Genomic DNA, 26,048 nt, shown 5'->3' on the forward strand with positions numbered 1-26,048 from the left:
CCACACAGAGCCACACGAGGGCTTTGCTAATTTTGCATACAGAGATTTACTAATTAAAAGGATAAAATCATGTTGCAAAACCAGATTACATTTAACGACATACCCCAGCTGATGGTGGATGTGCTTGCGAAGCTCAAGGAGTTAGACGAGAAGATGGACAGACTGGCGCCTTCCGTGAAAGCTGATGAACCACAGTGGTTCAACGTGTCCGCTTTGATAGATTATCTGCCCAACCATCCGGCCGAGCAGACCATCTATGGCTGGACGAGTGCGAAGAAGATTCCTTTCCACAAGAGAGGAAAGAGTATTCTCTTCAACAAAGCCGAGATTGACGAGTGGTTGAACGACAGCACTCATCATAAGTCGGTGCAAGAGTTGGAGCGTGATGCCATGTCTTACATCAGTAGCAAGCGAAATGGAGTCGCAAAGAAAGGAGGTTGGAGATGAACTTAAGAAACTGCATCAATGGACTCTACGACTTGGACAGCAAGCGCTATGTAGAGTATGTAGTTAAGAAGGAAAACGCAGAGTCTTCTTACTCATTAGCATCAAGCCGTGTGAAGATGCTTGGTATCGAGTTGGGGAAAGTCCAGCAGAATGCTGATGGCATACCTTCCAATGTAGGGGTGTTGTCCATCAAGAGTGTCAACCAAGCCATGAGCGAGGCCAGTCTGCGGAGCAACCCAAAGGAGTTGTTCGGACCGTTTTGGTTTGAAGGAGAAATAGGATGTCTCTTTGCCGACTCCAATGCCGGTAAGAGTATTCTTGCTGTGCAGATTGCAGAAGAGATAGCGAAGAGCTATAAGGTCCTCTACTTTGATTTTGAACTTTCCGACAAGCAGTTTCAACTACGCTATACAGACAATCAGGGCAACTTACACCATTTCCCGCCAACGCTGTATCGAGTGTCGCTGGAGCCTGACAATCTCGCTAATCTCGATATACCCTTTGAGGATGCTGTGATCCGAGATATTGAAAAGGCAGCCGTTGCTTGTGAGGCCAACATCATCATTATCGACAACATTTCCATCCTGTGCATGCAGATGGAGAAAGGTGATGACGCTGCCAAACTGGTTCAAAATCTCAGAGCATTGAAGAACAAATATGGCTTCTCCATACTGATTATAGCACACACGCCAAAGCGTGACATGAGCCGTATCATCACGCAGAACGATTTGGCAGGTTCGAAGAAGTTGTTTAACTTCATCGACAGTTGTTTCGCACTTGGTACCAGTGCCCAGGGCAACAGCATCCGTTATCTTAAGCAGATAAAGGTGCGTAATTGTGGAATCAAATTTGGAGCAGACAACGTGAGAGTTTACAGTATAGAGAAGGATGGTGCGCTCCTGCATTTCGTCTACCATCACGACTCGCCTGAGCATGATCATCTCAAAGAGCAGAATCGGGAGGATTTGAAAATGGAGGTGAAAAAGCGTGTCGGAGAAGGACAGACCGTTCGGGATATCAGCCGCGAGCTGGGCATCTCAAAATCAGCTGTTGGACGTATCAGACAGGAGGTTTGTCACAGCACGAATAAAGCTGTCCCAACAAAAGACATGGGACAGCAGGGACAGTCGGGACAGCAAACGACGCAATCGAGACGGGAGTGTCTCGCTAATGGCAACCTTATGTTTGATTCCGTTACGGAAGGAGGTGACGATGTGCCATTCTGATCTGATCCACTATCTTCCCTTCGACTATGTGGTTAGCTCATGGAGCATGGAAAATGATTTCTTCCGTTTCCTTCGTGAGAAGTGCCACGTCTGTACGGCTGAACTCGAACGGTTATTGTGTCGTTATCTTATCGGTTCTACCCGTGATGGAGGTATCATCTATTGGCAACTGGACTTCAACGGCAATGTCCGGACGGGAAAGGTTATGTATTATGACGCAAATAGCGGTCATCGAATCAAGACAGGCATGGCAGTTGATTGGATACATTCCCGATTGAAGCGAAAAGGCTTGTTACCCGAGAATTTTGCGATTACACAGTGTCTTTTTGGTGAACACTTGCTTCATAGTGATGACATTGGAAAGGCTGTTGCTTTGGTGGAATCTGAAAAGACGGCCTTGCTCGGCTCCCTCGTCTTCCCCGACTATATCTGGGTGGCGGTCGGTGGAAAAGCAAACTTCAAGCCTGAGCGTATGGTAGCACTATGCAACCGCACGGTGATTATCTTCCCTGATGTGGATGCCTATGACGAATGGAAGGAAAAGTCAAGAAGATTCTTCTTACCTAAACGCGTAATCGTGTGTGATTTGCTCGAACGCCAGTCTTCAGCAACAGAGCGTGGAGCCAAGATAGATATCGGCGATTGGCTGATAGCAAGTCTCATAGAACGGGCAAATTTCTCCTGAAGGCAAGCTACGAATGTGGTTGTGTAGTCGTTTTTGTTTACAGATAGAGGTCTTTATTCCGCCCTGAGCTTGCTCCACAAGAGCCTTCTTGTAAGGGCGAAAATTCCGTTAATGTAAGTTAACGGTAATTAGGCTTACCGATTTTGCAAACCGGCGGTTGCTTTAGGGCTGAGTCTTGGAAGATGCTACGAGATAAGCAAGCTTATCAGTTGGAAGAATAGTTTACATCAAGAAAGGACAAGGTTCATTACAAGGCCTTGCCTTTTCTAGTTGATTAGCCTGTTCCGTCACAACATCACTGTCCCACATGTCCCAGTCGTCCCCTGTCTCTATATGGGACAGCTCTATCATATATAGCTGTTCGATATCTACTTCCTTCAATAACCAATAAGAATAAACTATCACAATCGAAGACGTTCATCGTATCGAAGATAGAAACGTACAACTTCATGATTTGTAATATGTAAAAAATATTTTTTGTCTGGCGGCTTTGCTTGTAAAGATGTTCTTTATGAGAATTTGCTTCTATGCAACAGCGATTTTTTGAAATCGCTAAGCCTAATTAGCGTTAATATACATTAACGCAAAAATCAGCCTTGCAAATGAAGGCATATGTGGAGCAAGCTCATGGAAAAGATGAGATGTTTTGTAAATAAAAGAGAGAAGGGTGCGTGTACTATTGTAACGTGAGTTCGATGAATTTAGCATAGCCGTCCTCATGGATGTGTATTCCTTCAAGTTGTACATATTCCATAATTTGCCGAATCTCTTTCACATAATCTGGAAAAAAATTGGTGATACCAAATAAAAGTATTACCTTTGCAAAAAATTTATTGCAATCATGTAAGAAACGGAACTATACACATATCAGTAGTTGATGGTCGGAAGTGGTTCGACACATTAAGTATAGTGTATTTATCTATATCGTTTTTCTAACATTTTGGTAATTGCAATAATTATGAGCATTAAAGTTCATGGTTTGTCTTATATACATCCCAATAAAGACATTCTTTTCCAAAACATCAGTTTTTCCGTTTCCGAGGGAGAAAAATGTGCCATTGTTGGCAACAATGGCATAGGCAAATCAACACTTCTGTCAATAATAGCAGGCAACACCTCAGCAGCAACAGGTAGTGTATTATGTAGTACAACTCCTTATATTATACCCCAGCATTTCGGTCAGTTCAATAGCAAGACTGTCGCCGAGGCATTAGGCGTATCAGATAAGTTAAACGCCCTGTCTTCAATTTTAGGAGGGAATGCCTCAATGGATGACTTCACTGTGCTTAATGATGAGTGGGATATTAAAGAGAGACTGCAAGAAGCATTTGCCCGATGGGAAATAGGGTATGTGACCCCCGATATGTTTATGGGTGATCTCAGTGGTGGAGAAAAAACAAAGGTGTTTTTAGCCGGAATGTATTTTTTTCATCCCTCAATTATATTGATGGATGAACCTACCAACCATCTCGATATAAGAGGTCGCGCTTTGTTGAATGAGTTTGTTCGCCATACAAACGATACAGTTTTAATTGTCAGCCATGACAGGGTTTTGTTAAACATATTGTCCTCTATATATGAGTTGTCGCCATCCGGGATACAGTTCTATCCAATGTGCTACAGTGATTACAAAAAAACTGTTGACGCAAGGATAGCTTCAATTGAAGCCCGTGTGCAGAATCAACAGAAGGAATTGGCAAAAGCCGAGAAAGAAGCCCAAAAGGTAATGGAACGACAACAAAAACATGCTTCAAGGGGAGAGAAGCAAAGTTCAAAGAAGTGTCTTGCCCGTATTGCTCAGGGAAACCTGCGAGATAAATCGGAATCATCAACAAGCAGATTAAAGAAGATATATCAAGAAAGACTACAGGCTATGAAACAGAATGTCAATAACCTGCAGACATCAATTTCTAAACATTCTTCGATGCAGGTTGTGATTGGTAATTCACAACTTCCCGAAAACAAACGATTGTTGGAACTGGTAAATGTGACATATCAATATCCCGGCAGGACCATTATGTGGATAAACTCACCATTGAATCTGTCGATATATAGCTGTGAGCGGATTTGGCTTCAGGGAGACAACGGTTGCGGCAAGAGTACATTGCTTAAGCTTATAACGGGAGAATTGCATCCTACGGATGGGAAGATTAAGATGAATATTCCTTTCAACGCGCTTTACCTTGATCAAGAGTATTCTTTCTTGAATGACAATATCACCGTATATGAACAACTTGAATCCTGCAATGGTAAAAAACCGGAACATGAGCTGAAAATGCTATTGAACCGTTTTCAATTTCCAGTGCATACGTGGGATAAGAAATGCTGTAATCTTAGTGGAGGCGAGAGAATGAAATTGGCTCTATGCTGCTTGCTGGTCTACGAAAAGGTTCCCGATATGATTATTCTGGATGAGCCAACGAATAACATAGATATATCAAGTATGGAGATTCTGGCTGATACTTTGAAGAATTACTCCGGAACACTTCTGATTGTCAGTCATGATGAGCAGTTTGTTCAGGATGTAGGAATAACGCGAATAATTAAACTGAAATGAGGATGTTAGCTGAACTGTGTCATAGACTAAGACAATAAAATTAACTATTGTTCAAGTCAGGCAAGCCCCTGTTTGGTAAGGATGGTGCCTTCCATCAAGTATTAGAAGATTTCCTAAACGACGCTCTGGAGGGTGAGATGCAGGGCCATCTTGAGGCAACGAAGCCCGAGAGTGGTAATCGGCGTAATGGTAAGATGCGCAAACAACTTCAGACCGAGTATGGCCCTGTAGAGATAGAGACACCTCGCGACCGCGACGGTCGTTTTGAACCCGAAACGGTAAAGAAGCGTCAGACCATTCTTGCCGAGGGACTTTCTGACAAGATTATCAGCCTTTACGCAAGTGGTCAAAGCCTGCAGCAGATCAGTGACTTCATAAAGGAGAACTATGGCAGCAGGATCTCAATGGAGACTATCAGCAACATCACCGATAAGGTATGGGATTAGATTAAGGCATGGCGCAACCGTCCCTTCGACGAGGTGTATCCAATCGTCTGGCTGGATGCCATTCATTATAACGCAACGACAAGGGTTCTGCTGAGTCGCGTGCTATCTATAATTTACTCATGAGGTTTCCGTAGAGTGAGCAACGGGAATGGACTAAATAACTATTGCATTATCTTGGAATCTATTATGAAAAGCCCCAAGTAAGAGTAAAATTTCCCAGTGTGTGGTGTTACCAAACGTTAACTACTTATTTGCCGTACACCTGTTAGAATCCACCTTATTGATGTTTATCTTTCTCTATTTATTCCTATCTTAGAAGCAATCCATATTTGTCCCAAGTAAAAGTAAGCGTCTGATAAGCAGTATGGTACATTTTCGAGGAGGTGAAGTAAGCACATATATAAATAAGAATACAATATCAAATGGAAAGCGTGTAGCTCAATGAGTTACACGCTTTTCTTGTTTTTGGCCGTACACAATAATATTGCTATCTTTGCGTTAATATTATAAACATCTGTACCTCATTTGTACCTGTAAGAAAAAGTAGATATGATGAGAAGAATAGATATTAAGAACTACAAAATGAATGAATTATGGCAGTAGCAAAGTATAAGATAGTACGGAAATGTCCTGTGTGCGGAGAAGAGTTCTTCGCAAGGACTTTGGAGTCCTGGTATTGTTCACCCAAATGCTCCAAGGTGGCGTGGAAGCGTAAGCATGATGAAGAAAAACGCCAACTTGAACTGGACAAGATTGTAAGCAATATACCCAAGTCTAAAGAGTATATCAGCATAACGGAAGCGTATGCTATGTTTGGTGCAAGCCGCTCAACCATTTATAGGCTCATCTACATGAAAAAGATTTCCTTCATTGAGCCAGAGAAAGGAATACGACTTGTATGCAAAGAAGAATTAATGAATATGTTTCCGTTAAGACAGTCTCCGCTTGACACCAAGCCAAGGAAACCAGTTACCATGTACCGCATGGAACCAGAGGATTGCTATACAATAGGTGAGATTTCCAAGAAATTTCATCTGGATGACAGCACCGTGTATGCTCATATACGAAAATACTCAATACCGACCCGGCAAATCGGTAATTATGTGTATGCTCACAAGGCATCAATAGACAAACTTTATAAAGACATAAAACCATTATGAAAAGATTAGATTATACTAAAGTCTCCGTCAAATTAAAGAAAAGTGAGTGGAGAGATGAGTGGTTCATCTATCTTGAAGCTTATCCTGTTTATGAGACGGGAAGTGACAAACCCAAACGAGTGCGTGAATATCTCAGGAGGTCTATTACTACTCCGATATGGGATAAAAGACGTAGTGAGCGAGCCGTTGCTGGTAGAATAAAGTACAAGCCCAAGCGAGATGACAATGGCGTTATTCAGTGTAAATCCAAGCAAGATATGGAAACTTGCCTTTATGCGGATGGCGTTCGAGTCCTGCGTCAAAAAGAATACGACAATATGGCTCTCTTTACTGACCAGCAAATGGAAATGGCAGAACAAAGCGAACGCTCAAAATGCAATGTTCTGGAGTATATTGAGAAGCTAATCAAAGAAAGAGAGGAAACTGCGTCAGAATCGATAGTTGTCAACTGGCGCAGATTGCACACTCTGTTGTCAATGTTTGCCAAGAGTGACTATATACAGTTCTCGCAGATTGACATGAAGTATATTGAGGCATTCCGTTCCTTCTTGATAAAGGCACCGCAGGGTGGTTCTAAGAAAGGAACTATTTCAAGGAATACGGCATCGACGTACTTCTCTATCTTCAAGGCGGCATTCAAACAAGCTTTTGTGGATGGCTATCTGAATTGTGATATTGCTGCCAAGGCTAAGAATATCATGTTTCAGAGTGCTCGGAGAGAGTATCTGTCACTGGAAGAACTTAATATATTGGCAAAGACTCCGTGTGATGATATACTAAAACGGGCAGCCTTGTTCTCTGCACTGACAGGAATGCGACATAGCGATATTCAAAAGCTTAAATGGTCAGAGGTGGAAGAATACAATGGTGGGTACCGTCTCAATTTCACTCAGCAGAAGACTCAGGGCGTTGAATACATGCCTATATCTCTACAGGCATACAAGCTTTGCGGTGAGCGTAAGAAAGACGGAGAACTGTTGGTGTTTGCCGGACTGCCTGACCCTTCATGGATATCAAAGCCTTTGGAACGGTGGGTAAAAGCATCTGGGATTACCAAGCACATCACCTTTCATTGCTTCCGCCACACCTATGCAACATTACAATTGGCTAACGGTACAGACATATATACCGTAAGCAAAATGTTAGGGCATACCAATGTAAAAACCACGCAAATCTACGCAAAAGTAATTGACAAGAAGAAAGATGAAGCTACAGAAGCTTTTAAGTTGGACATAGATGAATAGTGATTATCATTTGTAAGCACTTAGTATAGAAGACCACTTGTATCAATAAGTCCTTTATTGTACAGGTGGTTTTTAGTGCCTTTCATTTTCAACATTCTATGTAATGATGCTATTGTTTTGGCACTTTAACCTTTCGTGGAAACCAAACATTTATAACAATAAACAGATAAAAATGAAAAAAGACAGCCTTTTTTGGCTTCTCTCTTTTTGAAGAGAGCAAGCGTGTCCACAAACATGTGGAGTGTACAGAAGACTTCTACAGAGAACTGTATGAGTTGTTTGAGATCGCAAGAAGTTGGTATCTTCAAGCTGAAAAGAATCATATGAAGACAGAGTACTTCATAGAACTATTTGAGCGCAGTCACCAATATATTGACTGTGATTGTGCACGTTGTAAGAACTCGCGACAGATGGCAATTGGCATTATTGGTACTTTGTTTAGAGACTCTAAGTGTGTGTCAATAATCAAGAAAAAAGAAGATTATTCCAAGCAGGAACTTATTGAGTTGTTTCTTCAACATGTGGGTACTGGTCTGCCAATCCTTACCCGAAAGAAATCGTCCATCCTCACTTTGGGATGCCAATTGTCAGACAGACAGATGGATTTGTTGGTAGAACTTGTCCAGAGTCACGATATATTTGACTTTGCCGACAACAGTGATGTGCGTAGCGAGTTGTGTCGCCTATTCAAGTGCGACTTGGACGCATCTATCCGTGTAAAAAATGTACGTAATGTAGCCATACTGTTTGACGCTATGGCTCAATACCATTTGATAAACAATAATTGGCAATATGTCATGGGAGAAGGTCGCTTCTTAATCAGTATCAAAAAGGACGGAACAGAGAAATTCATAACTTCAAGTTGTCTTTCCTCTTCTCTTTCAAGGATAAGAAGAAACGTTTCCATGACAGCAAGTCAATATGCCATCTGCAAATCCATCGAACAGATATTAAGAGAGGAATAAATCACAATAATTCTGCTAAATGAAAGTAAAAACGTGATAGTTTGGTTGATACTGCCTTACTATCACGTTACTTTTTCTATTTAGTGACAGTCTCCCCATAACTTTGCATCAAAAATCATAAAAAATAATTAGCATGGAAGAAAATAGTATAAGATTTGAAGATATTCCCAACGCTATAACGGGGGTACTGAAAAAGCTGTCATCATTAGAAGACAAGATTGATGGTATATATGAACTTGTTCAATCAGAAAAAGAAGAAACATGGTTTACGGTTGCTGAATTATGTGCTTATCTCCCAACACATCCGGTAGAGCATACCATATATTGCTGGACAAGCAATCGGGAAATACCGTTTCACAAGAGAGGCAAACGCATCATGTTCCTCAAATCTGAGATAGATGAATGGCTTCAAGGAACCAAGGGCAAATCGAAGAACGAGATTCAAAGAGAAGCAGAGGAATATGTACTATCTACACAAAGAAAGAATAGACGGCTAATATAACCGTGCTACTGTCTGTAAACAATTTAATTAAGGTACGTGACACATGAATGAAAGACATTTTAGACTCTATGAGCGAATTGTCGCAATAGAAGACAGTTTGGAGGCTTTGGGACCTATTGACAAACTAATAGAGCGAATCGAGGAATTGGAGAAGATGGTCAAGCAGACCAAAACCGTCTTGGGGTTTGACGAAGCATGTAAGTATATTGGTGTTTCTGAAAGCCTGCTATACAAACTTACAGCCGCAAAAGAAGTTCCACACTATAAGCCAAGGGGAAAAATGCTGTATTTTAATAGAGAAGAAATCGACAAGTGGCTGCTCCAAAACAAACAAGAGGTCATTGGAATGGTAACGAAAATAGAAATTGATAATCCGAAAGAATGAAAATGGAAGAAAATAACAAACATGTACAGCCTAACTCAAAAGAGGAAGGAGTACAGCGTCTCAATCGCATATTGAGCGAATCGTTGATAAAGGCAACAGATACTTATAAAACACCTCCTCAGATTATATGGGTTGATAATTCCAGCATAGCCACATTGGGCAACTTCAGTGCTTCTACTGGTAAGGCAAAGGCGAAAAAGACCTTCAACGTGTCTGCCTTGGTAGCCGCTTCCCTCGCCAACGGCAAGGTACTGAACTATCGCGCCAGTCTGCCAGAGGGGAAACGCAAGATACTGTATGTAGATACGGAGCAGAGCCGCTATCACTGCCATAATGTGCTGGAGCGCATCCTGAAGCTCGCTGGTCTACCTACAAGCATCGACAACGAGAACCTTGACTTTATCTGTCTGAGAGAGTACACGCCCTCCGTCAGGATAGAGGTCATAGACTATGCGCTTGCCCAAGACCAAAGCTATGGACTGGTCATCATCGACGGAATCAGAGACCTGCTTCTCGACATCAACAATGCGGGAGAATCGGTCGAGGTCATCAACAAGATGATGGAATGGTCATCAAAGTATGACCTGCACATCCATTGCGTATTGCATCAGAACAAGGGCGACAATAACGTGCGCGGGCATATCGGTACGGAGATGAACAACAAGGCAGAGACGGTGCTTGTCATCACCAAGAGCACCACCAATCCCGACATCAGCGAGGTGAAGGCGATGCACATCCGTGAGAAGGAGTTCAAGCCGTTTGCCTTTACAGTCAATGAGGAAGGGTTGCCAGAGATTGTCGAGCACACGCCGGAGAAGGAAGAAGGTGACAAGCAACCGTCAAGGTTTACTTACCAAGACTTGACATCCGAACAGCATAACGAGGCGCTGACGGCTGCATTCAAGGAGAAACCTATCAAAGGATTCGATCGCATGGTGGAGGAATTAACGCAAGCCTATGCAGACATTGGCTTTAAGCGTGGCAGAAGCGTCATCATCAAAATGCTGAAATACCTGATTAACGAGCAAAAGCTCATAGTGAAGCGGGATAATCATTACTATTTCGGATATACACCTGCCGAGATTGACCTGTTCCATGAAGAGGAATAAAAACAGTTCAGAAACCAGTTTAGTTTACGTCCGTACCTATATATAAGAAATAAGGCCAAAGTAAACCGAAATCGGAGGCTGAATTGGGAAGCGGAAAAGTAGTTTAGCAAATGGTTTAGTTTACGGGTGTGCCTATATAGGAGAAAGGGTAAAGTAAACTGTTTCCATGGACAAAGTAAAACCGAACAAATGAAAGTACAATGAATATTGAACAATCGAAGAAACTGAGCATTATAGACTTCTTAGACAAGGAGAATGTAACGCTGAAAAAGAAGAAGGGCAATGCCTACTGGTATCTGTCACCCTTCAGGGACGAGAAGACCGCATCGTTCAAGGTCAGCAAGAAGGAGAACCTGTGGTACGACTACGCCATTAAGGAGGGCGGTGACCTTGTGGAGCTGGTAAAGCGTATGTATAACAAACAATCCGTTTCCGATGCCCTTGCCTACCTTGCGTCCAAGAGTATTGCCACTGTGGATAAGGCAATCGAGACCGCTATCGCAGCCAAGGAATACACGACAACCAAGATGAACGATGTGAAGCTGCTCCCACTGAGCAACCATTCTCTGCTGTCCTATTTCAGTAGCCGACGGATAGACATCACCATTGGCAGGATGTATTGCAGGGAGATACACTACAAGGTTGAGCAAAAACATTACTATGGCATTGCCTTTGGCAATCTGAGTGAAGGACATGAGGTGCGCAATCCCTATTTCAAGGGCTGCATCGGGCATAAGGACATCACCCTGCTTGCCCATACGTTCAACGAGTGGCAAAACGGTTGTCTGGTCTTTGAGGGCTTCATGGACTTCCTTGCTTATATGACCCTCGTTAAACAGCAAGACCGATGGTTTGTCGTTGAAAGCCCTTGCGACTATATGATACTGAACTCAGTCGCCAACCTCAAACAGGCATTGCATTACCTTGACCGTTACACCCACATCCATTGCTTCCTCGACAACGACCAGGCAGGACGCAAGACGGTTGAGAGCATCAGCAATGTATTCGAGTACAGGGTGACGGACGAGTCCTTCAGATATGCCGACTACAAGGATGTCAACGACTATCTGATGAGGAAGAAACGAACGGCATCTGAATGACATTATAAAGACGAAAACACCATCATTTGATGCAAAAATGGCTCAAATGCATTGAAATTACATATCAAATCTGCACTTTTTCGCCCAAACATGCTTGATTCTCAATTATTATCCTTATTTTTGCATCGTTTTAATACATTATTAAAATGTAGCAGAATGGAATTGAAAAAAGAAATAAGGATATTGGGCAGACGCTTTGAGGTGGAACCTCGTGCCAAGGAAAGCCTGAAAGGCATCACGGTTGGCGAGAAACTCTCATACCGTTTCTATGATGGCACATACCAAGGCACGCCCCTGCTGTTCGTTGAGCCCAAGAAGGGCAATCCCTCTCCACGGACTTGCGCCATCACGGGCAAGCGGTTGACCGAAGCCCTGGGACTGCCTGCGGTGTTTATCCTTGCGCCCGGACCCACCTACGAGCGACACAGACTGGCAGACAAAGGAGTCTTCTTTGTCATGTCCGAGGAATATGCCCATCTGCCAGGCATCATAGCATTGGAGAAGACAAGCAACAGGAAGATTGCCGAAGTATTGACCCCTGTGGCGCAATACATACTACTCTATCACCTACAGGTGGGCAGTATTGAAGGAATGTCGCCAAGGGATATTGCACCGTTGCTTCCATATTCTTACGAAAGCGTCACGTTGGGTGTCACCTGTCTTGAAGATGTAGGACTGTGTCAAAAGATTCAGAACGGACAGCGCAGCAAGGTGGTACACTTCGAGTTGAAGGGCAAGGAACTGTGGGACAAGGCTCAGAACGTCTTGCTGTCACCTGTGGAGAACCGCATCTTTTGCGATGACATACGCTTGGATGCGGAATACCCCGTATGCGGCATCAATGCCCTGGCACATTATTCCATGCTTAATCGTGACCGGGAAGAGATGATAATGATGACAAGCAAGGAATATCGTGCCGTCAAGTCGGCTGATGTCATGGAGAATCCCAACATCTATGACGGCAACTATATCATAGAGGTATGGAAATACCCTGTTGTCAGCAAAATGGGCGACAAAAGCCAGTGGGTTGATCGCCTTTCCCTTGTCCTTTCGTTGAGAGATGATGATGATCCGAGAGTAGAAAAAGAAGTAGAACGAATAATCAGTGAACAGAAATGGAAGGATTAGTCAAGTTCCGTGAAGCATTTGCGGAATACTCAGAAAACTATGTGGTGATAGGCGGAGCAGCCTGTGACATCACCATGACCAATACCGTGGTGCGTCCACGCGCCACACACGACATCGACATGATAGTCATCGTAGAGAACATGACCGAGGCTTTCGCCAATCGCTTCTGGCAGTTTGTGCGGGAGGCTGGCTATCGACCTGAAAAGAGGAAACAGGAGGCTGGTGAGCCACCAAGGTATGAAATGTATCGTTTCCTTGATGGTAAAGACGGCTATCCCGAGATGATAGAACTGCTGTCACGCCACCCCGACGTGCTTGGAGAGCCAAAGGGATTTGTCATAGAACCTATCCCGACCGATGAAGATGTGTCGAGTCTTAGTGCCATCATCATGGACGATGATTACTATCACTTTACTATCGCACACAGCCAACTGACTGATGGCATACGCCATGCCAATTCCGCTGCCTTGATAGCACTGAAGGCAAGAGCCTACCTAAATCTCATGGCAGACAAGCGGGACGGCAAGCATGTGAACACCAAAGACATCAAGAAGCACCGTTCGGACATCCTGAAAAATGTGGTCATAATGACTGAGGACAACATTGAGGCTCCTGCTTCAATAGTGGCATGTATAAGGGAGTTTGTCGCCTCCATCAGAGCCGACTGGTCAACTCTCGCAGAACCATTGTCAAAGTCACTCGGTCAAGACGAGGCATTTGTGACCGGACTGTTAGATCAACTGGATGAATTGTTTATAGAAGCATGACCAATATGAAGATACAATACGCATCCGACCTGCATCTGGAGTTTGCCGACAATTGGCGGTATCTGAAAGCCCACCCCTTGGAGGTGACGGGCGACATACTGCTGCTTGCCGGCGACATCGGCTATCTCGGCGATGACAACTACTCCAAGCATCCCTTTTGGGACTGGGCATCGGAGAACTACAAGGAGGTGCATTGCTGCATGGGCAACCATGAGTTCTACAAATATTATGATGTGGCGACACTGCCCGACGGCTATCTCTTGGAGGTACGTCCCAATGTATTCAGCCACTACAACGGTATTGCGAGGATTGGCGACACCGACATCATCCTCTCCACCCTTTGGTCGAGGATTCCTTTGGAGGACGCTTACTTCACCGAGCAAGTGATAAGCGACTTCCGCCGTATATTATATAAAGGTGAGCTGATGACCCATGCCCAATTCAATGCTGAGCATGAACGTTGCCTCACCTTTATCAAGGATGCAGTGGCATATTCGCAAGCAGCCCATAAGATTGTTGTCACCCATCATGTACCATCGTTCCGTATGCTCCACCCAAAGTTTCAAGGCAGCAAGGCAAACGTGGCGTTCACCGTAGAGTTGGAGGACTATATCACCGATAGCGGCATAGACTATTGGATATACGGACATTCGCACACCAACATCGATGCCAGGATAGGCAACACCCAATGCTTGTCCAACCAGTTGGGCTATGTTTTCTCTAACGAACATCAGGACTTCTCCCATGGCAAGTACCTGACCATATAGCCATCCACATTTTTTTCATCCACCCTCTTTACAAGCTCTTCCCTATCGGAAGGGCTTTTTTTGTGCCTTTCGAGTTTGATTTTTGAGTATGATTGCGAGTGTAATCAAAATTAGAGTTAAGATTTGGCTCCGCGGAAAGTCATTTCGGTTTAAGATTGAAGAAAAGGTAGTTCCTTTGCATCGGCAATAAGCCAAACCATAGTAAAATCAAACTTGAAAATATGAAGTCATTTGTAATATTCGCCATTGTCGTGACCATAATCTATGTCATCTACTATACGGTCATCATCGTGCAGGATCTGTACGGAAAGCCCAAGGACGAGAAGTCACAGGGCGAGTCGTTTGATGTCAGTGACATGACCGACGAGGAAGAGTCGATAGCGGTCAGCGAGAGCGACGGTGGTTTCAGCGTAGGCGACAACCAATATGAGACAGCCTACGAGGAGAAGCAGCTTGCAGAGCCTACAGAGGAGGCAGCCGCCACTGCGGAAGAGAGCAAGCCTCATGTGCTTGAAAAGATACAAAGCGCAATCGAGAAGAAGATGGAGGAAGTGAATACCACCTATTCCGACCCCATGTATTCGGAAGAATTGAACAACACCATCATCGCCCGCGGTCTTCGTCACAATGGACGTGACATGGTCAAGGTGGAATCACTCAATAATGAGATATGATGTCAAAAACAAGAAGTGCATTTCTATCATTATATGCCGCTTTAACCCCAGCTCTGGCCAGTGCTAAGTGTGGCAACGTGGACTACAGCTGGGGAGCGGACGCACTTGCGAGTGCCCATGACTATGCCGTGACGATGATGCTCTATATCGTTTATCTGTGCTATGCAGTGGCGGGCATCGTGGTCATAGTCAGCGCCTTGCAGATATATATAAAGATGAATACGGGCGAAGAAGGAGTGAAGAAGAACATCATGATGCTGGTGGGAGCCTGCCTGTTCCTCATAGGAGCGACCATCGTCTTCCCCGCTTTCTTCGGTTATCAGATTTGAGATACAGGTGATACGAGATAAGATAACTCAAAGTGTAACAAATTAAAAGGTAAAAAGAATGTTTGAAAGGATTAACAAGAAGGTGAAGGGATTCTTCTCTTCACAGCGCATGAAAACGCTCGCCCTGATGTTGCTTGTCGGCACCACCGCAGCAATGGCACAGAACGCAGCCGGCGACTACTCGGCAGGAACGACCGCGCTTACCACAGTGACGGAGGAGATTGCCAAGTATGTACCTATCGTGGTGAAGCTCTGCTATGCCATTGCAGGTGTCGTTGCAATTGTCGGAGCCATAAGCGTTTACATCGCCATGAACAACGAGGAACAGGACGTGAAAAATATCTTAGTCCTCCAAAATTGGTTGGAAAGGATAAGAAAGGAAGTGACAAATAAAGTGCTTAGTATCAAGCGAATAAGCGATTTTTTGATTTTTCCGATTCTTGCTCAACCGACTCTTAAAAAGATATAATAAAATGATTTTTGTTTCTGATTTGTTTCTCATATATGGCTTGATTTTCATATCTTTGCACATGCTTTCAAAGGCATAATCACGATGCAGAAACGATATATCAGCATCCGAAAAGCCCAACCCTCGCAGACCCTCTGCAAAATTCATTTTCCCTTCTTTCGGGAGTAAATTACCAAAATAAAATATAAACAAGCATGGCAAGACCAAAGAAACAAGTCAAACTGAAGGAGCCGATTAAGATTCGTCTCAAACCTCTCGCAGATGGCAACAAGAGTATCTATCTTGACATCTACTGGAAGGGAGTCAGAAAGTATGAGTATCTGAAACTCTATATCATTCCTGAGGTCAATCCACTCTGCAAGGAGCAGAACAAGGAAACGATGGCACTCGCAGAACGTATCAAGGCAGAGCGCATCAAGGCTCTCCATGGTCACGGAGTGCAAGACTGGGAAACCGTCAAGCAGGGTTCACAACTCTTGACAGGATGGATCAAGAAGTATTGTGAAGGTGGAGTCAGCACCAAGAAGTCAACCCTCCATTGTCGTGTTGAAATGCTTCACACCGTGGAGAAATATCTTGAAGAGTCCAATCAGACCTTCATCACCCTTGAAGAGGTCAATGCTGATTTCTGCCGTGGGTATGTGAAGTTCCTTCGCACCTTCCCAAACTCACACTGCAAGTACATTGAGCCAAGACCTATCAGCCAGAACACGGCAAGCCGTTACCTCGGCATGTTCTCGACTACTCTCAACAATGCTGTCCGTCAAGGTATTATCCGAAACAATCCAATGAAGGAACTGGATGCCAAGGAGCGCATTCAGCCAAAGGATGGCAAGAAGGAATACCTTACCATTGAGGAACTTAAAGCCCTCATGGCAACCGACAGTTACCGCCCAGAGGTCAAGCAAGCCTTCATCTTTGCTTGTTTCACTGGATTGCGACTCAGTGATATGTACAAACTTGCACCGATTCACATTTTCAAGACTCCTGACGGCAAGGGCGAGTATATTGACATGGAAATGCAGAAGACGGAGAAGCCTGTCATCATCCCACTCTCTGAAGAGGCAAAGCGTTGGTTACCAAAACCAAAGGGAATAACAACTCCCTTCTTTGATATACCAACTACTCAGACCGTCATAGGCAGAGCCCTTCGCAAATGGGCAGAGGCAGCAGGTGTAGAGAAGCACATCAGTTTCCACTGTTCACGTCACACCTTCGGAACAATGATGCTGACACTTGGCGCAGACCTGTTCACCACAAGCAAGTTGATGGGTCACACCAATGTTCAGACCACTGAAATCTATGCGAAAATCGTAGATAAGAAGAAGGAGGAAGCCATCAACCTCATTGATGGAATGTTCAAGTAAAGGAGGTGACTTGAAAGCACCCCCTTTGATAAACCAGGGTGGTGTTTTACCCCAGTGGTATAACCAATTATAACAATCATTGATATGACCATCACACTTCGACAAAAAGACCTCGAAAACGACAACAAGAGCCTGTATCTTGACATCTATGACAATGGCAAGCGCAAGTTTGAGTTCCTTTCCCTCTACCTAATCCCTGAGATTAACCAAGAGACAAAGGAACGCAACGAGGCTACCTTGAAACGTGCGCAGGAGATTCGTGCCGAGCGCATCCTTCATCCCGAGACCATTCCCGAGAAAGGTCACTTGATGGTCGTACCCGACATTCCAGATGATGATTCTCCCGAGGTCATTGACTGGATCCAGACCTACATGGAGTGGATGGACGGCAATCCCGAATATTCCAAGAGGACTGTCGAGCAGACTCAATACCTTCAAGAACGCATGAAGGAGTTTCTGAAAGCCAAACGCAGACCTCACATCACTCTGATGAAGTTCGATAAGACATGGTTTAAGGCATTCTTTCTTTGGCTGAAGAATGACTATGTACCTCAGAAGTATGTGAGAGTCAAGGCAAAGCCATTGAGTAATGCCAGTTTGCGGAACATGCAGCAACGCATTGTTGCAGTATTCAACAAGGCAGTCAAGACTGGCAAGTTGAAGGCAAACCCCTTCTATCAGTTGGAGAAGGAAGACACAATCTCCAAGCCAAAGTCTGGTCACAAGCTGTACCTTACACCCGATGAACTCAAACTCTTCATGGCATCCGAAGAGACTAACGGAGTCAGGGAAACCCAGTTGGCATTTGGCTTCGCTTGCCTTACAGGACTACGCATCAGCGACATAAGGGCTTTGCGATGGTCAAACATCATGAGGAACGAGGCAACGAACACACTTGTAATCGTCCAGAAGAAGACCAAGGAACTCAATGCCGTCCCAATCTGCTCAACCGCAGAAGCATGGATGCCACCCAAGAAGGATGACAAGGTTTTCCACCTTCCTGCCCATGCCAATGTGGATGCAGCTCTCAAAAGAATAGCCAAGAAGGTAGGTATTACGAAGACAATCTCCTTCCATACCTCCCGACACACCTTTGGCACTTTGATCCAAGCGGCTACTGGTGACATCGAGACCACCAAGAAACTCATGGGTCACAAGTCGCTCAAATCAACCGCAGTCTATGCAGACGTGCTGACTGAGGAAAAGGTCAAGGCTATCTCCAATACCAAGACGGTATTCAGGAGTCGCAAGCCACACACCGAGAACAAGAAGATTCCACGAACCAAGCGAACGGCAGCGACCAACACGCACCCTCGCAAGGTCATAGATATACAGGATAACGAATAACGGCTAACGAGCCGATTCAGGATAACAACCAGTTTCATTTCATCAAAAGCAGTGCCCTGATTCAAGGTAGTGGTTTCCGCTACCCTTAGGGGCTTGCTATCTCAAAACCAAGCATTCAGGATAACGTAAACAACTAAATATCAAGATTATGAATAAGACTATTGACAACGAGACTCTTCTTTTGAAGGTAGAGTCATTTGAGCATCGCATCGAGGTTCTGGAGAACACTCTCAGCGCAGCCAAGGAGGTATTGACACTTGAAGAAGCAGCCCTTTTCATGGGTATATCAAAGAGCAGTCTCTACAAGATGACCCATCGTCATGAGCTTCCTTTCTTCCGTCCAAACGGCAAACTCATCTACTTTGAGAAGGCTGAACTTCTGAAGTGGATGCGTCAGAACCGCAGCATGTCTGAGGCTGAGACCAAGGAGGCAGCAGCCCAGAAGCTGAATGAACTTGCCAACCACTAATCAATGAGTATTATGAATCAGGATTTCAATCAACAGCAGTACAACGACAAACTGGCTCAGGTAGCCAGCCTTGCCGTTACCTATGCCAAGGATGGCACAGGCTATCACAGTATGAAGGATGCCTTCAATGAACTGTGCGAGATTTCACATGCCAACAAGGGCATTGACCAAGAAAACACTATCGGCAGACGAACCCTGCTTGTGCAGAGTGTCTGCATCAAGGCTATCCATGCGCTCACTCCATACCAGAACGAGCGACTTGAACAGCAGCTGAAGGACATTGCTTCGGACTATCCCGAGCATCGTCACCTGCATTTCCGCAGATAGTTTCTTCTTTCCCTTTTGTCATATCATAGACATATCAATGAGAGTTACCGCTTACATACGTCAGAAAGATACATCGAAGAACGACCTTGACAGCCGTGCTTCGGTGTACTTCCGTGTCCGTGACAAAGGGCTTGATGTCAAGTGCGCAAGCGAACTTCAGATCAATCCCAATCACTGGAGCCAAGAACGACAGGGCTACAAGAGCCGTGTCAATCTTGTGGATGACGATACCAGAAACCTCTTTGACTCACAGGTCAAGGAGATTACAGGTATCATAACCAGGGAATACTATATCGGAGCAAACTCCGACTGGCTAAGACGACTGATATTTGCCTATCACCACCCCAATGCCTATTGCATGGGCAGTGGCATGGCGGTAAGCAAATCCTTTGTCATCTGGGCAGAGAGGTACCTTCAGAACAAGCATTTCGGCAAGCATCAGGAGTGCAACACCCGATGCCTGATTGACAAGGTTACTCGTTTTGAGGATGAACACAAACACCCGATGAACATTGACAGCATGACTGCCGATGATCTTCGTGTGTTTGCGGATTTCCTGTCTTCTGACTATGACATATCTATGAATACCATCGTCACTAACATGACCTTGATGCGTACCGTCTGCAACTGGGTACGAAAGCAGGGAGTCACAAACAATGACCCCTTCTTTGGCTATGACATGCCCAAGGCACTCTATGGCACTCCATATTTCCTGACCATTCAGGAGCGTGACCAAGTTCTGGATGCAGACCTAACGGATGATGCAGAACTTGCTGAGTATCGTGATATGTTCGTGTTTCAGTGTATGGTCGGATGCCGTCATAGTGATCTTGTGACCTTCACCCCCAAGAACATTATTGACGGTGTTCTGGAATATATCCCCATCAAGACCAAGGGCAAGTTAGGTGACGTTGTAAGGGTTCCTCTTATCCCCAAGGCTATGGCTATCCTTGATGGCCATGACCATGGTGATGATGAACCAATCTTCCCCAAGCATTATAACTTCAAGTTCAACGATGCTATCCGTAGAATCTTGAAGCGTGCCAAGGTAAATCGTGTTGTCACTGTGATTAACCCTAAGACACGGCTTGAAGAGAAGAAGCCAATCTCAGATGTGGCTACCTCTCATCTTGCACGAAGGACTTTTATCGGTAATCTTTACCGCATGGTCAAAGACCCTGATTTGGTTGCTTCTATGTCTGGTCATGCCAAAGGCAGCGTTGCTTTTGCCCGATACCGAGTCATTGATGATGACATGAAGAAATCCCTGGTTGAACTTATCCAGTGATTCTCTTCTTTTTGATGGCATATTCCTTTTCCCTTTATTCGGTTACATTTCAATAATATCATAGACTATGGACGATAAAAAATTACATCGTTGCTTCACTTTCTCTGAAGAGCAGTTGAAGCATCTTCGAAGCAAGAAGTACAAGATTGACCGTATGGAATGCTTCATGTCGCTTGTGGATCTTGCCGAGCCAGTTCCAAAACTTGTGCAAATCAGCAAGACCAAGCAAGTAGAAATCTTGGCAGGTCAAGTTATGGTTGACAATACCCAACTTGCCAAACTCTGGGACAAAGACCGCAAGACGGTTCCAAAGCTGTTGGATGCTATGGAGGCTGTGGGCATTTTCTCTTCTCAGGAAGTGGAAGATAACCGCATCTACACCCTTCATTGTCTCTCAGGCTGGTATGTTGATGCCAAGTTCGTGTCGAATGCCTTTGCCTTAAAGCGCAATAACGACAGTACGGCAATCATCCATGCGGAAGTTCCTGCCTCCAAGGTCATCATCACTGAGGATCCTGATGACAAGAAGAAGGACAAGGAAGGTTCTGCTTCTGCCGATGACAAATCCAATGACTCTGCCGAGGGCAACAATCCTCAGACAACTGGCAATGTGTCGCACCAATCACCACAATCTAATGATAGTGGCAATGTGGGTAAGTCTGGAGCAGATGGCAACAAGTCACCATCACCTCCTGAAAACAATTCCCCGCAGTCTGCTGACAGCCCTTCTCCCCAAGGTGAAGCCGATGGCAAGCAGAATGAAGGGAAGCAGCATGAGCAGATACCTTCTCAGCAAGGAGGACAGCAGCCACAACAGCCTAACGGCAATCAAAGACCGCCTTTCAACGGCTATCAGAAGCCTAACGGCTACTACAACCAGAACGGCAACAAATAGCCGTCTGAGGACTCAGGAATGCGACCTGCACCGCCAAACCATCCCAAAGGACGTTTACCGATACAGGACAACACGGCAAGCCGAAACGACTTTCTAAGCCCTGACGGGAACTTAGCAGGTAAAAGGACCGATTTTTAAGAGGTACTTTTCGAGAAATCCTTTTGTACTACATTATTTGTGACCAAATTTATGCAGTCCTAAAAGTTTCTCGGGCTACTCGCAGGCTCGCAGACCTATGTCCTTCTTTTTTACTGATTTATATTCATCCCTTTAATCATATTCAAAGATATGGCTAAGAAAAAGAAGATTATCAAGAAGACACCCACAAGGGTGCATTCCTTCCGCTGTACCGATAAGGACTGGAAGGAACTGAAAAAACTCGCTAAGGAATGTGGTATGAGCATAGGCAAGTATCTCGTTGAGACTGGCAAGAAGCATCACCCACGTCAGCGACTCACTCCAGAGGAAAGCAAAGCCCTGAACTCTCTGACTGAGGCACGTACCGACTTGATAAAAGTCCGCAGTAAGTTGCACGATGCTTCACCCGAGGAAAAGCAGAAGATGTTCAGATCTCCAAAGTTCATGAAGTGGTGGATTGAAGCCGTTGAACGACTCATCAAACACTGGTATAGCATTGAAGACAACCTTACTTCTCCTGTACTGACCAAAGTTCAAGAAGACGAATGATTATACTCGCAAGACCAGTAGCCTATGGCGGCAATGCCGCAAGGTACGCAATGGAGAAGGAGGATGCAACCGTGGTCAAGGTGAACCACATGCCTGACTATCTCGATGCCACCGAAATCTGGTATCGGATGAAGCATCACTGCCAGTTGCATCAACAGGACAGGACTGTTGGGCGAAAGTTGGAACGCTTCATGACCACGTTTGTACTCTCCCCATCCAAGGAAGAGTCAGAGAACTATACCTTGGATGACTGGGCAAACCTCGCTGATGAAGGATTGGAAGCTTTGGATTCAGTCGGACTTTTACCCAAAGGCTTTAAGGAGAAGGTCAAGACCAATTTCCGCAATTCTATGAGTGTTGCTGCCTTGCATCGGGATTCCAAGTCTGGAACCCTTCACCTGCATCTTGACTGTTGCCGTGTGGATAATGACGGCAAGACCAACGATGTTCACGATGTTCACATCAGAGCAATAAGGGCTGCGGAAATTATCAACGCAAGGCATGGTTGGGAGCAACCTCAGGAGGTTCGTGAAATGCGCCAACAAGATATAGCGGAGTTTTGCGAATATACCCTTCAGAAGATGGATAGTTTCGACATTGACCGTTACTTTGATATGCTTCGCATGAGAGGCTATGAGGTCAATCCAAGGTATGACACTACTAACTGCAAACTTGTGGGCTACACCATCGGCAAGAATGCCTCAGTGTTCAAGGCTTCTGCCATCGGTCGAAAGTTCATGGTATCACAGCTTGAAGCCACATGGAAGAAGATGCATCCTAAGCCTACTCAGGTCAAGATGCGACCTGCTTCACCTTCCGTTTCACCGGCTCGCCCTGCTCGCCATGTTGCTCAGACAACGAAACCTACCCAGTCCAATTCTAAGCCATTGCCAGTTGCTACCAAGACTGCCTTCAATGTCAATGTTAGCGGTGAAATGAAGAGAATCTATATTCCGAACACGGTCAAGGACATCTTCCTCAATGAGGTTCAGGTTCCTGATTCTGATATGACTGCATCAAGAGAGGACATTTCTCATGTAGGTATGCTTCTCTTCCTTGATATGATTGATGCAGCAACAACCGTGTCCGAATCTTGTGGCGGTGGTGGTTCTGCTCCTTCCTCTGGTTGGGGTAAGGATGATGACGAAGACGAGCGTGAGCGGGCTCGCCGTTGCCTCCAGATGGCTCATGCCATGTGCAAGCCACCGCAGAAAAGACGTTCATTCCACCGTTAGACAAATCCTACATATCAATGAGAAGAACAAAACATGTAGAAGAACTCATCGAAGATGACGAGCAGAAGCCTGACTTCGATGACATGATGAACGAAGTCCAGGAAGAGATTGAAGAGCATGATGCCGAGGATGCTGTTGTCAGTCGTGCGCCTGAACTCAGGCAGTTGAGTGAGAACATTGACAAAGCGACCAACACTTGGATCAATGCAACTCTTCAACTGGAGTCTGCCATCCGTAAGTACAATTCAGCTCAGACTGCTCTTGGCAATGCCGTTGACACTATCAGTGGTAAGGTTGACACCATCAATACCCACATTGACAATGTTCTGAAGGATGCCCCAACCAAGTTGAAGGTTTCAGTCAGAGTCGATGATGTTGACTGGAAGAAGATTCAGGACATGTTCGACAAACAACATGAATGGATGACCACTCAGATGCAGAAGCATATCCGTGAGGTCAATCAAATGTTTTATGAAGAACGTAGAAGGGTTCAGGAAAGGTACAAGGAGTACGACGGAACCTACCTCGGACACTATGTGCAGTATTTCTTCTGGTTCTTCTTTGTCCTTGGACTCGTTATTTTCGGCTTGGCTATCTTCCTGATGCTCGACAGTCACTACCACTGGACGAAGTAATCTAATGTTTATACCCTCCAAAATCCCTACGAAACTTGGCATAGTCTAAGTTTGTAGGGATATTTTTTTTCTTGAAAACGTCATTTTCTTGAAAATGTGCACTATTGCCCGTTGTGGGAGCCAGATAGCATGAGTAACTTTGCACCGTCAAAATAAACGAGTGTAAACCTAATTGTTATAAAGTAAGCATTCCGTAAACCACGTATAGATGGTTATGGAATACTTTTTATATAGTCCGCTAAATGGGAATTTACAATTCTGATATACTTCAGATGTAGGTTGCCGTTTCTAAAGCAATATAAAGTTTGTTTAAACTATGGTTGGCATTGTTCAAGCCTTTGGCTTCATATCCATTTGTATCCAAAATGTCACCTGTTTCAAAAAAAGCATACAACTTCAAATTGTAGAAGTCGCACACAGATTGAACTCCAGCCAATTCCATTTCTACAGCGATGCACCCTTCTTCCATACGTTTGCGTACAAGTCCTTTTGTTTCTCTGATCATCGAATCTGTCGTCCATATTTTACCTGTAATATATGGTACAGATAATTTGTCGAAAATTATGGAAAGTTCCTTGCTTGCGGCTATATCAATATAGTCGGATGGTGCTGCAAAATAATATGAACACCCGTCCCCTCTGTAACTTTGTGTCGGTATGATAAATCTACCTTGTGTGGTTGTACGGTCAAGACTGCCACAGGAACCGAACATAATGAACTTTGATGCTCCAGTTAGCCAGCTTGCAAGATGACATTGAGAGGATGCTACTGCTGAACCTATTCCTGACAGGTAGAAAGTTATCGTAACTCCTTTATAAGTTGTTTTATAGATATGCGTATCGCCATTGCAAGCCGGCATAGTTGCAATAATTTCAGATTCGTAGGAATCAAGTAAATGCCGATGAATCTCCTTCGAGAATATTATCAGGCATATATCTGCAAAATCTCCACGTCTGCCGTAGAAATCAAACAGATTGATCATTGGTTCAGTTTCAATATCATAACTATCAGTAATCATAGCATATTGAATCAGATGTGAGTTTTATATTGCTCCGGTATCTCAAGATTGAAAGTTCTGCATAATAACAGGACGTCGTGGACATCATTTTCATCGTATTCATATCCAAGATGGAACTGTACCTGTGCCTCCGGGTTTATGCATGTTACCTCAATATTCCCGATATTTCCTTTACCTGAGAAAGTTTCGCTTGGGAAAGTGTATCCGTCATATAGAATTCCATCTTCGACATATTCGAAACAATGCAGATCGATTATTCTTCCGTTGTCATCTTTCCAGACAGTATGGCTATCGGTCGTATAGTCCATTACAACTTCTCTGTATCCCTTCCAGGTAATCACGGATATGGCCTTACCATAGTCTTTCTTCTCTACGAACAGATCGATGTCGTTATGTATTCTTGTTTCTCTGCCTATAAGTGCATCGACACCCCAACCGCCGTCCAGAAACACCTTTACAGATGCTTCAGACAGCATTTCAAGAATCTCACATGTATCAAAATAAGTGACCATAAAATTGCAATTAAAACCTTAATTCCGCAACACTATAATTTAACTTTATTTATAAGTTCCTGAGCAACAATAAGTTGCCTAGGATTTTGCCGTGTCAGATTTTTCACTTATCTTAGTGTTGCAATTAGAAAACAAGCGAAAATCGTAACAAGGCGCTGCAAAGGTACAAATAAAATTCGAAAAACTCACACCTTTTGGAGGAATTTTTTCAATCATGGAGAAATTTGACTCCATGCTTTCACCCGTTATCGACTCAACACTGGGTCAGAGATGCAGCAGTATCTTCGGATATCAGTTCAGCGAGATAG

General features: G+C 44.4%; 29 protein-coding genes and 1 pseudogene. 28 read left to right on the forward strand and 2 right to left on the reverse strand.

Going from position 1 to position 26,048, the window contains the following annotated elements; translation table 11 throughout:
• The first annotated feature begins 69 nt into the window (after window positions 1–69).
• From CIK87_RS05875 to CIK87_RS06010, 27 genes are all read left to right on the forward strand, one after another.
• Window positions 70–447, forward strand: a complete 378-nt coding sequence (locus tag CIK87_RS05875; protein ID WP_094386291.1) for a helix-turn-helix domain-containing protein — start codon at window positions 70–72, stop codon at window positions 445–447.
• Window positions 444–1,673 (forward strand): AAA family ATPase, encoded by a 1,230-nt coding sequence (locus tag CIK87_RS05880; RefSeq protein WP_094386293.1) that lies wholly within the window; start codon window positions 444–446, stop codon window positions 1,671–1,673. Before CIK87_RS05875 ends, CIK87_RS05880 begins: the two co-directional genes overlap by 4 nt.
• Window positions 1,674–1,719: 46 nt before the next feature.
• Window positions 1,720–2,358 carry a DUF6371 domain-containing protein gene (locus CIK87_RS05885; protein ID WP_144007714.1) on the forward strand — a complete coding sequence of 213 codons (639 nt, stop codon included), beginning with the start codon at window positions 1,720–1,722 and terminating at the stop codon, window positions 2,356–2,358.
• Between the two features lie 958 nt (window positions 2,359–3,316).
• Complete coding sequence (locus CIK87_RS05890; protein ID WP_094386297.1) at window positions 3,317–4,915, forward strand: ABC-F family ATP-binding cassette domain-containing protein; 1,599 nt, start codon at window positions 3,317–3,319, stop codon at window positions 4,913–4,915.
• A gap of 47 nt (window positions 4,916–4,962) precedes the next feature.
• Window positions 4,963–5,361 (forward strand): transposase, encoded by a 399-nt coding sequence (locus tag CIK87_RS05895; RefSeq protein WP_254046412.1) that lies wholly within the window; start codon window positions 4,963–4,965, stop codon window positions 5,359–5,361.
• Window positions 5,362–5,954: 593 nt separating this feature from the next.
• Window positions 5,955–6,521, forward strand: coding sequence for a DNA-binding protein (locus CIK87_RS05900; protein ID WP_094386299.1), 567 nt, complete (start codon window positions 5,955–5,957; stop codon window positions 6,519–6,521).
• A complete protein-coding gene (locus CIK87_RS05905) occupies window positions 6,518–7,765 on the forward strand; it encodes a site-specific integrase (RefSeq protein WP_094386301.1) in 1,248 nt (415 codons plus the stop codon). Before CIK87_RS05900 ends, CIK87_RS05905 begins: the two co-directional genes overlap by 4 nt.
• Before the next feature lie 323 nt (window positions 7,766–8,088).
• Window positions 8,089–8,730 carry a hypothetical protein gene (locus CIK87_RS05910; protein WP_173823483.1) on the forward strand — a complete coding sequence of 214 codons (642 nt, stop codon included), beginning with the start codon at window positions 8,089–8,091 and terminating at the stop codon, window positions 8,728–8,730.
• Between the two features lie 133 nt (window positions 8,731–8,863).
• Window positions 8,864–9,232 (forward strand): helix-turn-helix domain-containing protein, encoded by a 369-nt coding sequence (locus CIK87_RS05915; protein WP_004320284.1) that lies wholly within the window; start codon window positions 8,864–8,866, stop codon window positions 9,230–9,232.
• Window positions 9,233–9,275: 43 nt separating this feature from the next.
• Window positions 9,276–9,617, forward strand: a complete 342-nt coding sequence (locus CIK87_RS05920) for an AlpA family transcriptional regulator (RefSeq protein WP_005812869.1) — start codon at window positions 9,276–9,278, stop codon at window positions 9,615–9,617.
• Window positions 9,618–9,619: 2 nt separating this feature from the next.
• Complete coding sequence (locus tag CIK87_RS05925; protein ID WP_005812867.1) at window positions 9,620–10,726, forward strand: AAA family ATPase; 1,107 nt, start codon at window positions 9,620–9,622, stop codon at window positions 10,724–10,726.
• Window positions 10,727–10,926: 200 nt separating this feature from the next.
• On the forward strand, window positions 10,927–11,826 hold the full coding sequence (locus CIK87_RS05930; protein ID WP_005812865.1) for a toprim domain-containing protein: 900 nt from the start codon (window positions 10,927–10,929) through the stop codon (window positions 11,824–11,826).
• 156 nt (window positions 11,827–11,982) lie between these two features.
• Entirely contained in the window at window positions 11,983–12,954 is a 972-nt protein-coding gene (locus CIK87_RS05935) for a hypothetical protein (RefSeq protein ID WP_005812863.1), read from the forward strand.
• Window positions 12,942–13,721: a hypothetical protein gene (locus tag CIK87_RS05940; protein WP_005812861.1), complete on the forward strand. Its 780-nt coding sequence runs from the start codon at window positions 12,942–12,944 to the stop codon at window positions 13,719–13,721. Before CIK87_RS05935 ends, CIK87_RS05940 begins: the two co-directional genes overlap by 13 nt.
• On the forward strand, window positions 13,718–14,488 hold the full coding sequence (locus CIK87_RS05945; protein ID WP_007837351.1) for a metallophosphoesterase: 771 nt from the start codon (window positions 13,718–13,720) through the stop codon (window positions 14,486–14,488). The genes CIK87_RS05940 and CIK87_RS05945 overlap by 4 nt, the downstream gene beginning before the upstream one ends.
• Window positions 14,489–14,709: 221 nt before the next feature.
• Window positions 14,710–15,162: a hypothetical protein gene (locus CIK87_RS05950; RefSeq protein WP_005812857.1), complete on the forward strand. Its 453-nt coding sequence runs from the start codon at window positions 14,710–14,712 to the stop codon at window positions 15,160–15,162.
• On the forward strand, window positions 15,159–15,491 hold the full coding sequence (locus CIK87_RS05955) for a DUF4134 domain-containing protein (protein ID WP_005812854.1): 333 nt from the start codon (window positions 15,159–15,161) through the stop codon (window positions 15,489–15,491). The genes CIK87_RS05950 and CIK87_RS05955 overlap by 4 nt, the downstream gene beginning before the upstream one ends.
• Before the next feature lie 58 nt (window positions 15,492–15,549).
• Window positions 15,550–15,960 carry a DUF4134 family protein gene (locus CIK87_RS05960; protein WP_074909339.1) on the forward strand — a complete coding sequence of 137 codons (411 nt, stop codon included), beginning with the start codon at window positions 15,550–15,552 and terminating at the stop codon, window positions 15,958–15,960.
• 194 nt (window positions 15,961–16,154) lie between these two features.
• Window positions 16,155–17,327 carry a site-specific integrase gene (locus CIK87_RS05970; RefSeq protein ID WP_094386305.1) on the forward strand — a complete coding sequence of 391 codons (1,173 nt, stop codon included), beginning with the start codon at window positions 16,155–16,157 and terminating at the stop codon, window positions 17,325–17,327.
• An 84-nt stretch (window positions 17,328–17,411) separates the two neighbouring features.
• Window positions 17,412–18,674 carry a site-specific integrase gene (locus tag CIK87_RS05975; protein WP_018710019.1) on the forward strand — a complete coding sequence of 421 codons (1,263 nt, stop codon included), beginning with the start codon at window positions 17,412–17,414 and terminating at the stop codon, window positions 18,672–18,674.
• Between the two features lie 148 nt (window positions 18,675–18,822).
• A complete protein-coding gene (locus tag CIK87_RS05980) occupies window positions 18,823–19,143 on the forward strand; it encodes a helix-turn-helix domain-containing protein (protein WP_006743470.1) in 321 nt (106 codons plus the stop codon).
• Between the two features lie 12 nt (window positions 19,144–19,155).
• The gene (locus tag CIK87_RS05985) at window positions 19,156–19,470 is read left to right on the forward strand and encodes a hypothetical protein (RefSeq protein WP_006743469.1); all 315 of its coding nucleotides are present in this window, start codon (window positions 19,156–19,158) and stop codon (window positions 19,468–19,470) included.
• A gap of 37 nt (window positions 19,471–19,507) precedes the next feature.
• A complete protein-coding gene (locus CIK87_RS05990; protein ID WP_006743468.1) occupies window positions 19,508–20,758 on the forward strand; it encodes a site-specific integrase in 1,251 nt (416 codons plus the stop codon).
• A gap of 67 nt (window positions 20,759–20,825) precedes the next feature.
• Window positions 20,826–21,653 carry a hypothetical protein gene (locus tag CIK87_RS05995; RefSeq protein ID WP_005812835.1) on the forward strand — a complete coding sequence of 276 codons (828 nt, stop codon included), beginning with the start codon at window positions 20,826–20,828 and terminating at the stop codon, window positions 21,651–21,653.
• 288 nt (window positions 21,654–21,941) lie between these two features.
• Window positions 21,942–22,340: a hypothetical protein gene (locus CIK87_RS06000; protein ID WP_005812832.1), complete on the forward strand. Its 399-nt coding sequence runs from the start codon at window positions 21,942–21,944 to the stop codon at window positions 22,338–22,340.
• A 50-nt stretch (window positions 22,341–22,390) separates the two neighbouring features.
• Window positions 22,391–23,575: a hypothetical protein gene (locus tag CIK87_RS06005; RefSeq protein ID WP_227713878.1), complete on the forward strand. Its 1,185-nt coding sequence runs from the start codon at window positions 22,391–22,393 to the stop codon at window positions 23,573–23,575.
• Window positions 23,576–23,592: 17 nt separating this feature from the next.
• Window positions 23,593–24,210 carry a hypothetical protein gene (locus CIK87_RS06010; RefSeq protein WP_005812828.1) on the forward strand — a complete coding sequence of 206 codons (618 nt, stop codon included), beginning with the start codon at window positions 23,593–23,595 and terminating at the stop codon, window positions 24,208–24,210.
• 268 nt (window positions 24,211–24,478) lie between these two features.
• On the opposite strand, the gene CIK87_RS06015 is transcribed toward CIK87_RS06010, so the two are convergent.
• A complete protein-coding gene (locus CIK87_RS06015; RefSeq protein ID WP_006743466.1) occupies window positions 24,479–25,228 on the reverse strand; it encodes a nucleoside phosphorylase in 750 nt (249 codons plus the stop codon).
• Window positions 25,229–25,239: 11 nt separating this feature from the next.
• Window positions 25,240–25,740, reverse strand: coding sequence for a nucleotidyltransferase domain-containing protein (locus CIK87_RS06020; RefSeq protein WP_044065270.1), 501 nt, complete (start codon window positions 25,738–25,740; stop codon window positions 25,240–25,242).
• 169 nt (window positions 25,741–25,909) lie between these two features.
• On the opposite strand from CIK87_RS06020, the pseudogene CIK87_RS13960 reads away from it, so the two are divergent.
• Window positions 25,910–26,048 (forward strand): annotated as a pseudogene (locus CIK87_RS13960) (IS1380 family transposase); the annotation flags it as partial.

Source organism: Prevotella sp. P5-64 (assembly GCF_002251285.1).
Lineage (GTDB): Bacteria > Bacteroidota > Bacteroidia > Bacteroidales > Bacteroidaceae > Prevotella.

Excerpts from the sequence above, each read along its gene's own strand:
- CIK87_RS05875 (WP_094386291.1), top strand. The coding sequence starts at position 70 with ATGTTGCAAAACCAGATTACATTTAACGACATACCCCAGCTGATGGTG.
- CIK87_RS05880 (WP_094386293.1), top strand. The coding sequence starts at position 444 with ATGAACTTAAGAAACTGCATCAATGGACTCTACGACTTGGACAGCAAG.
- CIK87_RS05885 (WP_144007714.1), top strand. The coding sequence starts at position 1,720 with ATGGAAAATGATTTCTTCCGTTTCCTTCGTGAGAAGTGCCACGTCTGT.
- CIK87_RS05890 (WP_094386297.1), top strand. The coding sequence starts at position 3,317 with ATGAGCATTAAAGTTCATGGTTTGTCTTATATACATCCCAATAAAGAC.
- CIK87_RS05900 (WP_094386299.1), top strand. The coding sequence starts at position 5,955 with ATGGCAGTAGCAAAGTATAAGATAGTACGGAAATGTCCTGTGTGCGGA.
- CIK87_RS05905 (WP_094386301.1), top strand. The coding sequence starts at position 6,518 with ATGAAAAGATTAGATTATACTAAAGTCTCCGTCAAATTAAAGAAAAGT.
- CIK87_RS05910 (WP_173823483.1), top strand. The coding sequence starts at position 8,089 with ATGAAGACAGAGTACTTCATAGAACTATTTGAGCGCAGTCACCAATAT.
- CIK87_RS05915 (WP_004320284.1), top strand. The coding sequence starts at position 8,864 with ATGGAAGAAAATAGTATAAGATTTGAAGATATTCCCAACGCTATAACG.
- CIK87_RS05920 (WP_005812869.1), top strand. The coding sequence starts at position 9,276 with ATGAATGAAAGACATTTTAGACTCTATGAGCGAATTGTCGCAATAGAA.
- CIK87_RS05925 (WP_005812867.1), top strand. The coding sequence starts at position 9,620 with ATGGAAGAAAATAACAAACATGTACAGCCTAACTCAAAAGAGGAAGGA.
- CIK87_RS05930 (WP_005812865.1), top strand. The coding sequence starts at position 10,927 with ATGAATATTGAACAATCGAAGAAACTGAGCATTATAGACTTCTTAGAC.
- CIK87_RS05935 (WP_005812863.1), top strand. The coding sequence starts at position 11,983 with ATGGAATTGAAAAAAGAAATAAGGATATTGGGCAGACGCTTTGAGGTG.
- CIK87_RS05940 (WP_005812861.1), top strand. The coding sequence starts at position 12,942 with ATGGAAGGATTAGTCAAGTTCCGTGAAGCATTTGCGGAATACTCAGAA.
- CIK87_RS05945 (WP_007837351.1), top strand. The coding sequence starts at position 13,718 with ATGACCAATATGAAGATACAATACGCATCCGACCTGCATCTGGAGTTT.
- CIK87_RS05950 (WP_005812857.1), top strand. The coding sequence starts at position 14,710 with ATGAAGTCATTTGTAATATTCGCCATTGTCGTGACCATAATCTATGTC.
- CIK87_RS05955 (WP_005812854.1), top strand. The coding sequence starts at position 15,159 with ATGATGTCAAAAACAAGAAGTGCATTTCTATCATTATATGCCGCTTTA.
- CIK87_RS05960 (WP_074909339.1), top strand. The coding sequence starts at position 15,550 with ATGTTTGAAAGGATTAACAAGAAGGTGAAGGGATTCTTCTCTTCACAG.
- CIK87_RS05970 (WP_094386305.1), top strand. The coding sequence starts at position 16,155 with ATGGCAAGACCAAAGAAACAAGTCAAACTGAAGGAGCCGATTAAGATT.
- CIK87_RS05975 (WP_018710019.1), top strand. The coding sequence starts at position 17,412 with ATGACCATCACACTTCGACAAAAAGACCTCGAAAACGACAACAAGAGC.
- CIK87_RS05980 (WP_006743470.1), top strand. The coding sequence starts at position 18,823 with ATGAATAAGACTATTGACAACGAGACTCTTCTTTTGAAGGTAGAGTCA.
- CIK87_RS05985 (WP_006743469.1), top strand. The coding sequence starts at position 19,156 with ATGAATCAGGATTTCAATCAACAGCAGTACAACGACAAACTGGCTCAG.
- CIK87_RS05990 (WP_006743468.1), top strand. The coding sequence starts at position 19,508 with ATGAGAGTTACCGCTTACATACGTCAGAAAGATACATCGAAGAACGAC.
- CIK87_RS05995 (WP_005812835.1), top strand. The coding sequence starts at position 20,826 with ATGGACGATAAAAAATTACATCGTTGCTTCACTTTCTCTGAAGAGCAG.
- CIK87_RS06000 (WP_005812832.1), top strand. The coding sequence starts at position 21,942 with ATGGCTAAGAAAAAGAAGATTATCAAGAAGACACCCACAAGGGTGCAT.
- CIK87_RS06005 (WP_227713878.1), top strand. The coding sequence starts at position 22,391 with ATGGAGAAGGAGGATGCAACCGTGGTCAAGGTGAACCACATGCCTGAC.
- CIK87_RS06010 (WP_005812828.1), top strand. The coding sequence starts at position 23,593 with ATGAGAAGAACAAAACATGTAGAAGAACTCATCGAAGATGACGAGCAG.
- CIK87_RS06015 (WP_006743466.1), bottom strand. The coding sequence starts at position 25,228 with ATGATTACTGATAGTTATGATATTGAAACTGAACCAATGATCAATCTG.
- CIK87_RS06020 (WP_044065270.1), bottom strand. The coding sequence starts at position 25,740 with ATGGTCACTTATTTTGATACATGTGAGATTCTTGAAATGCTGTCTGAA.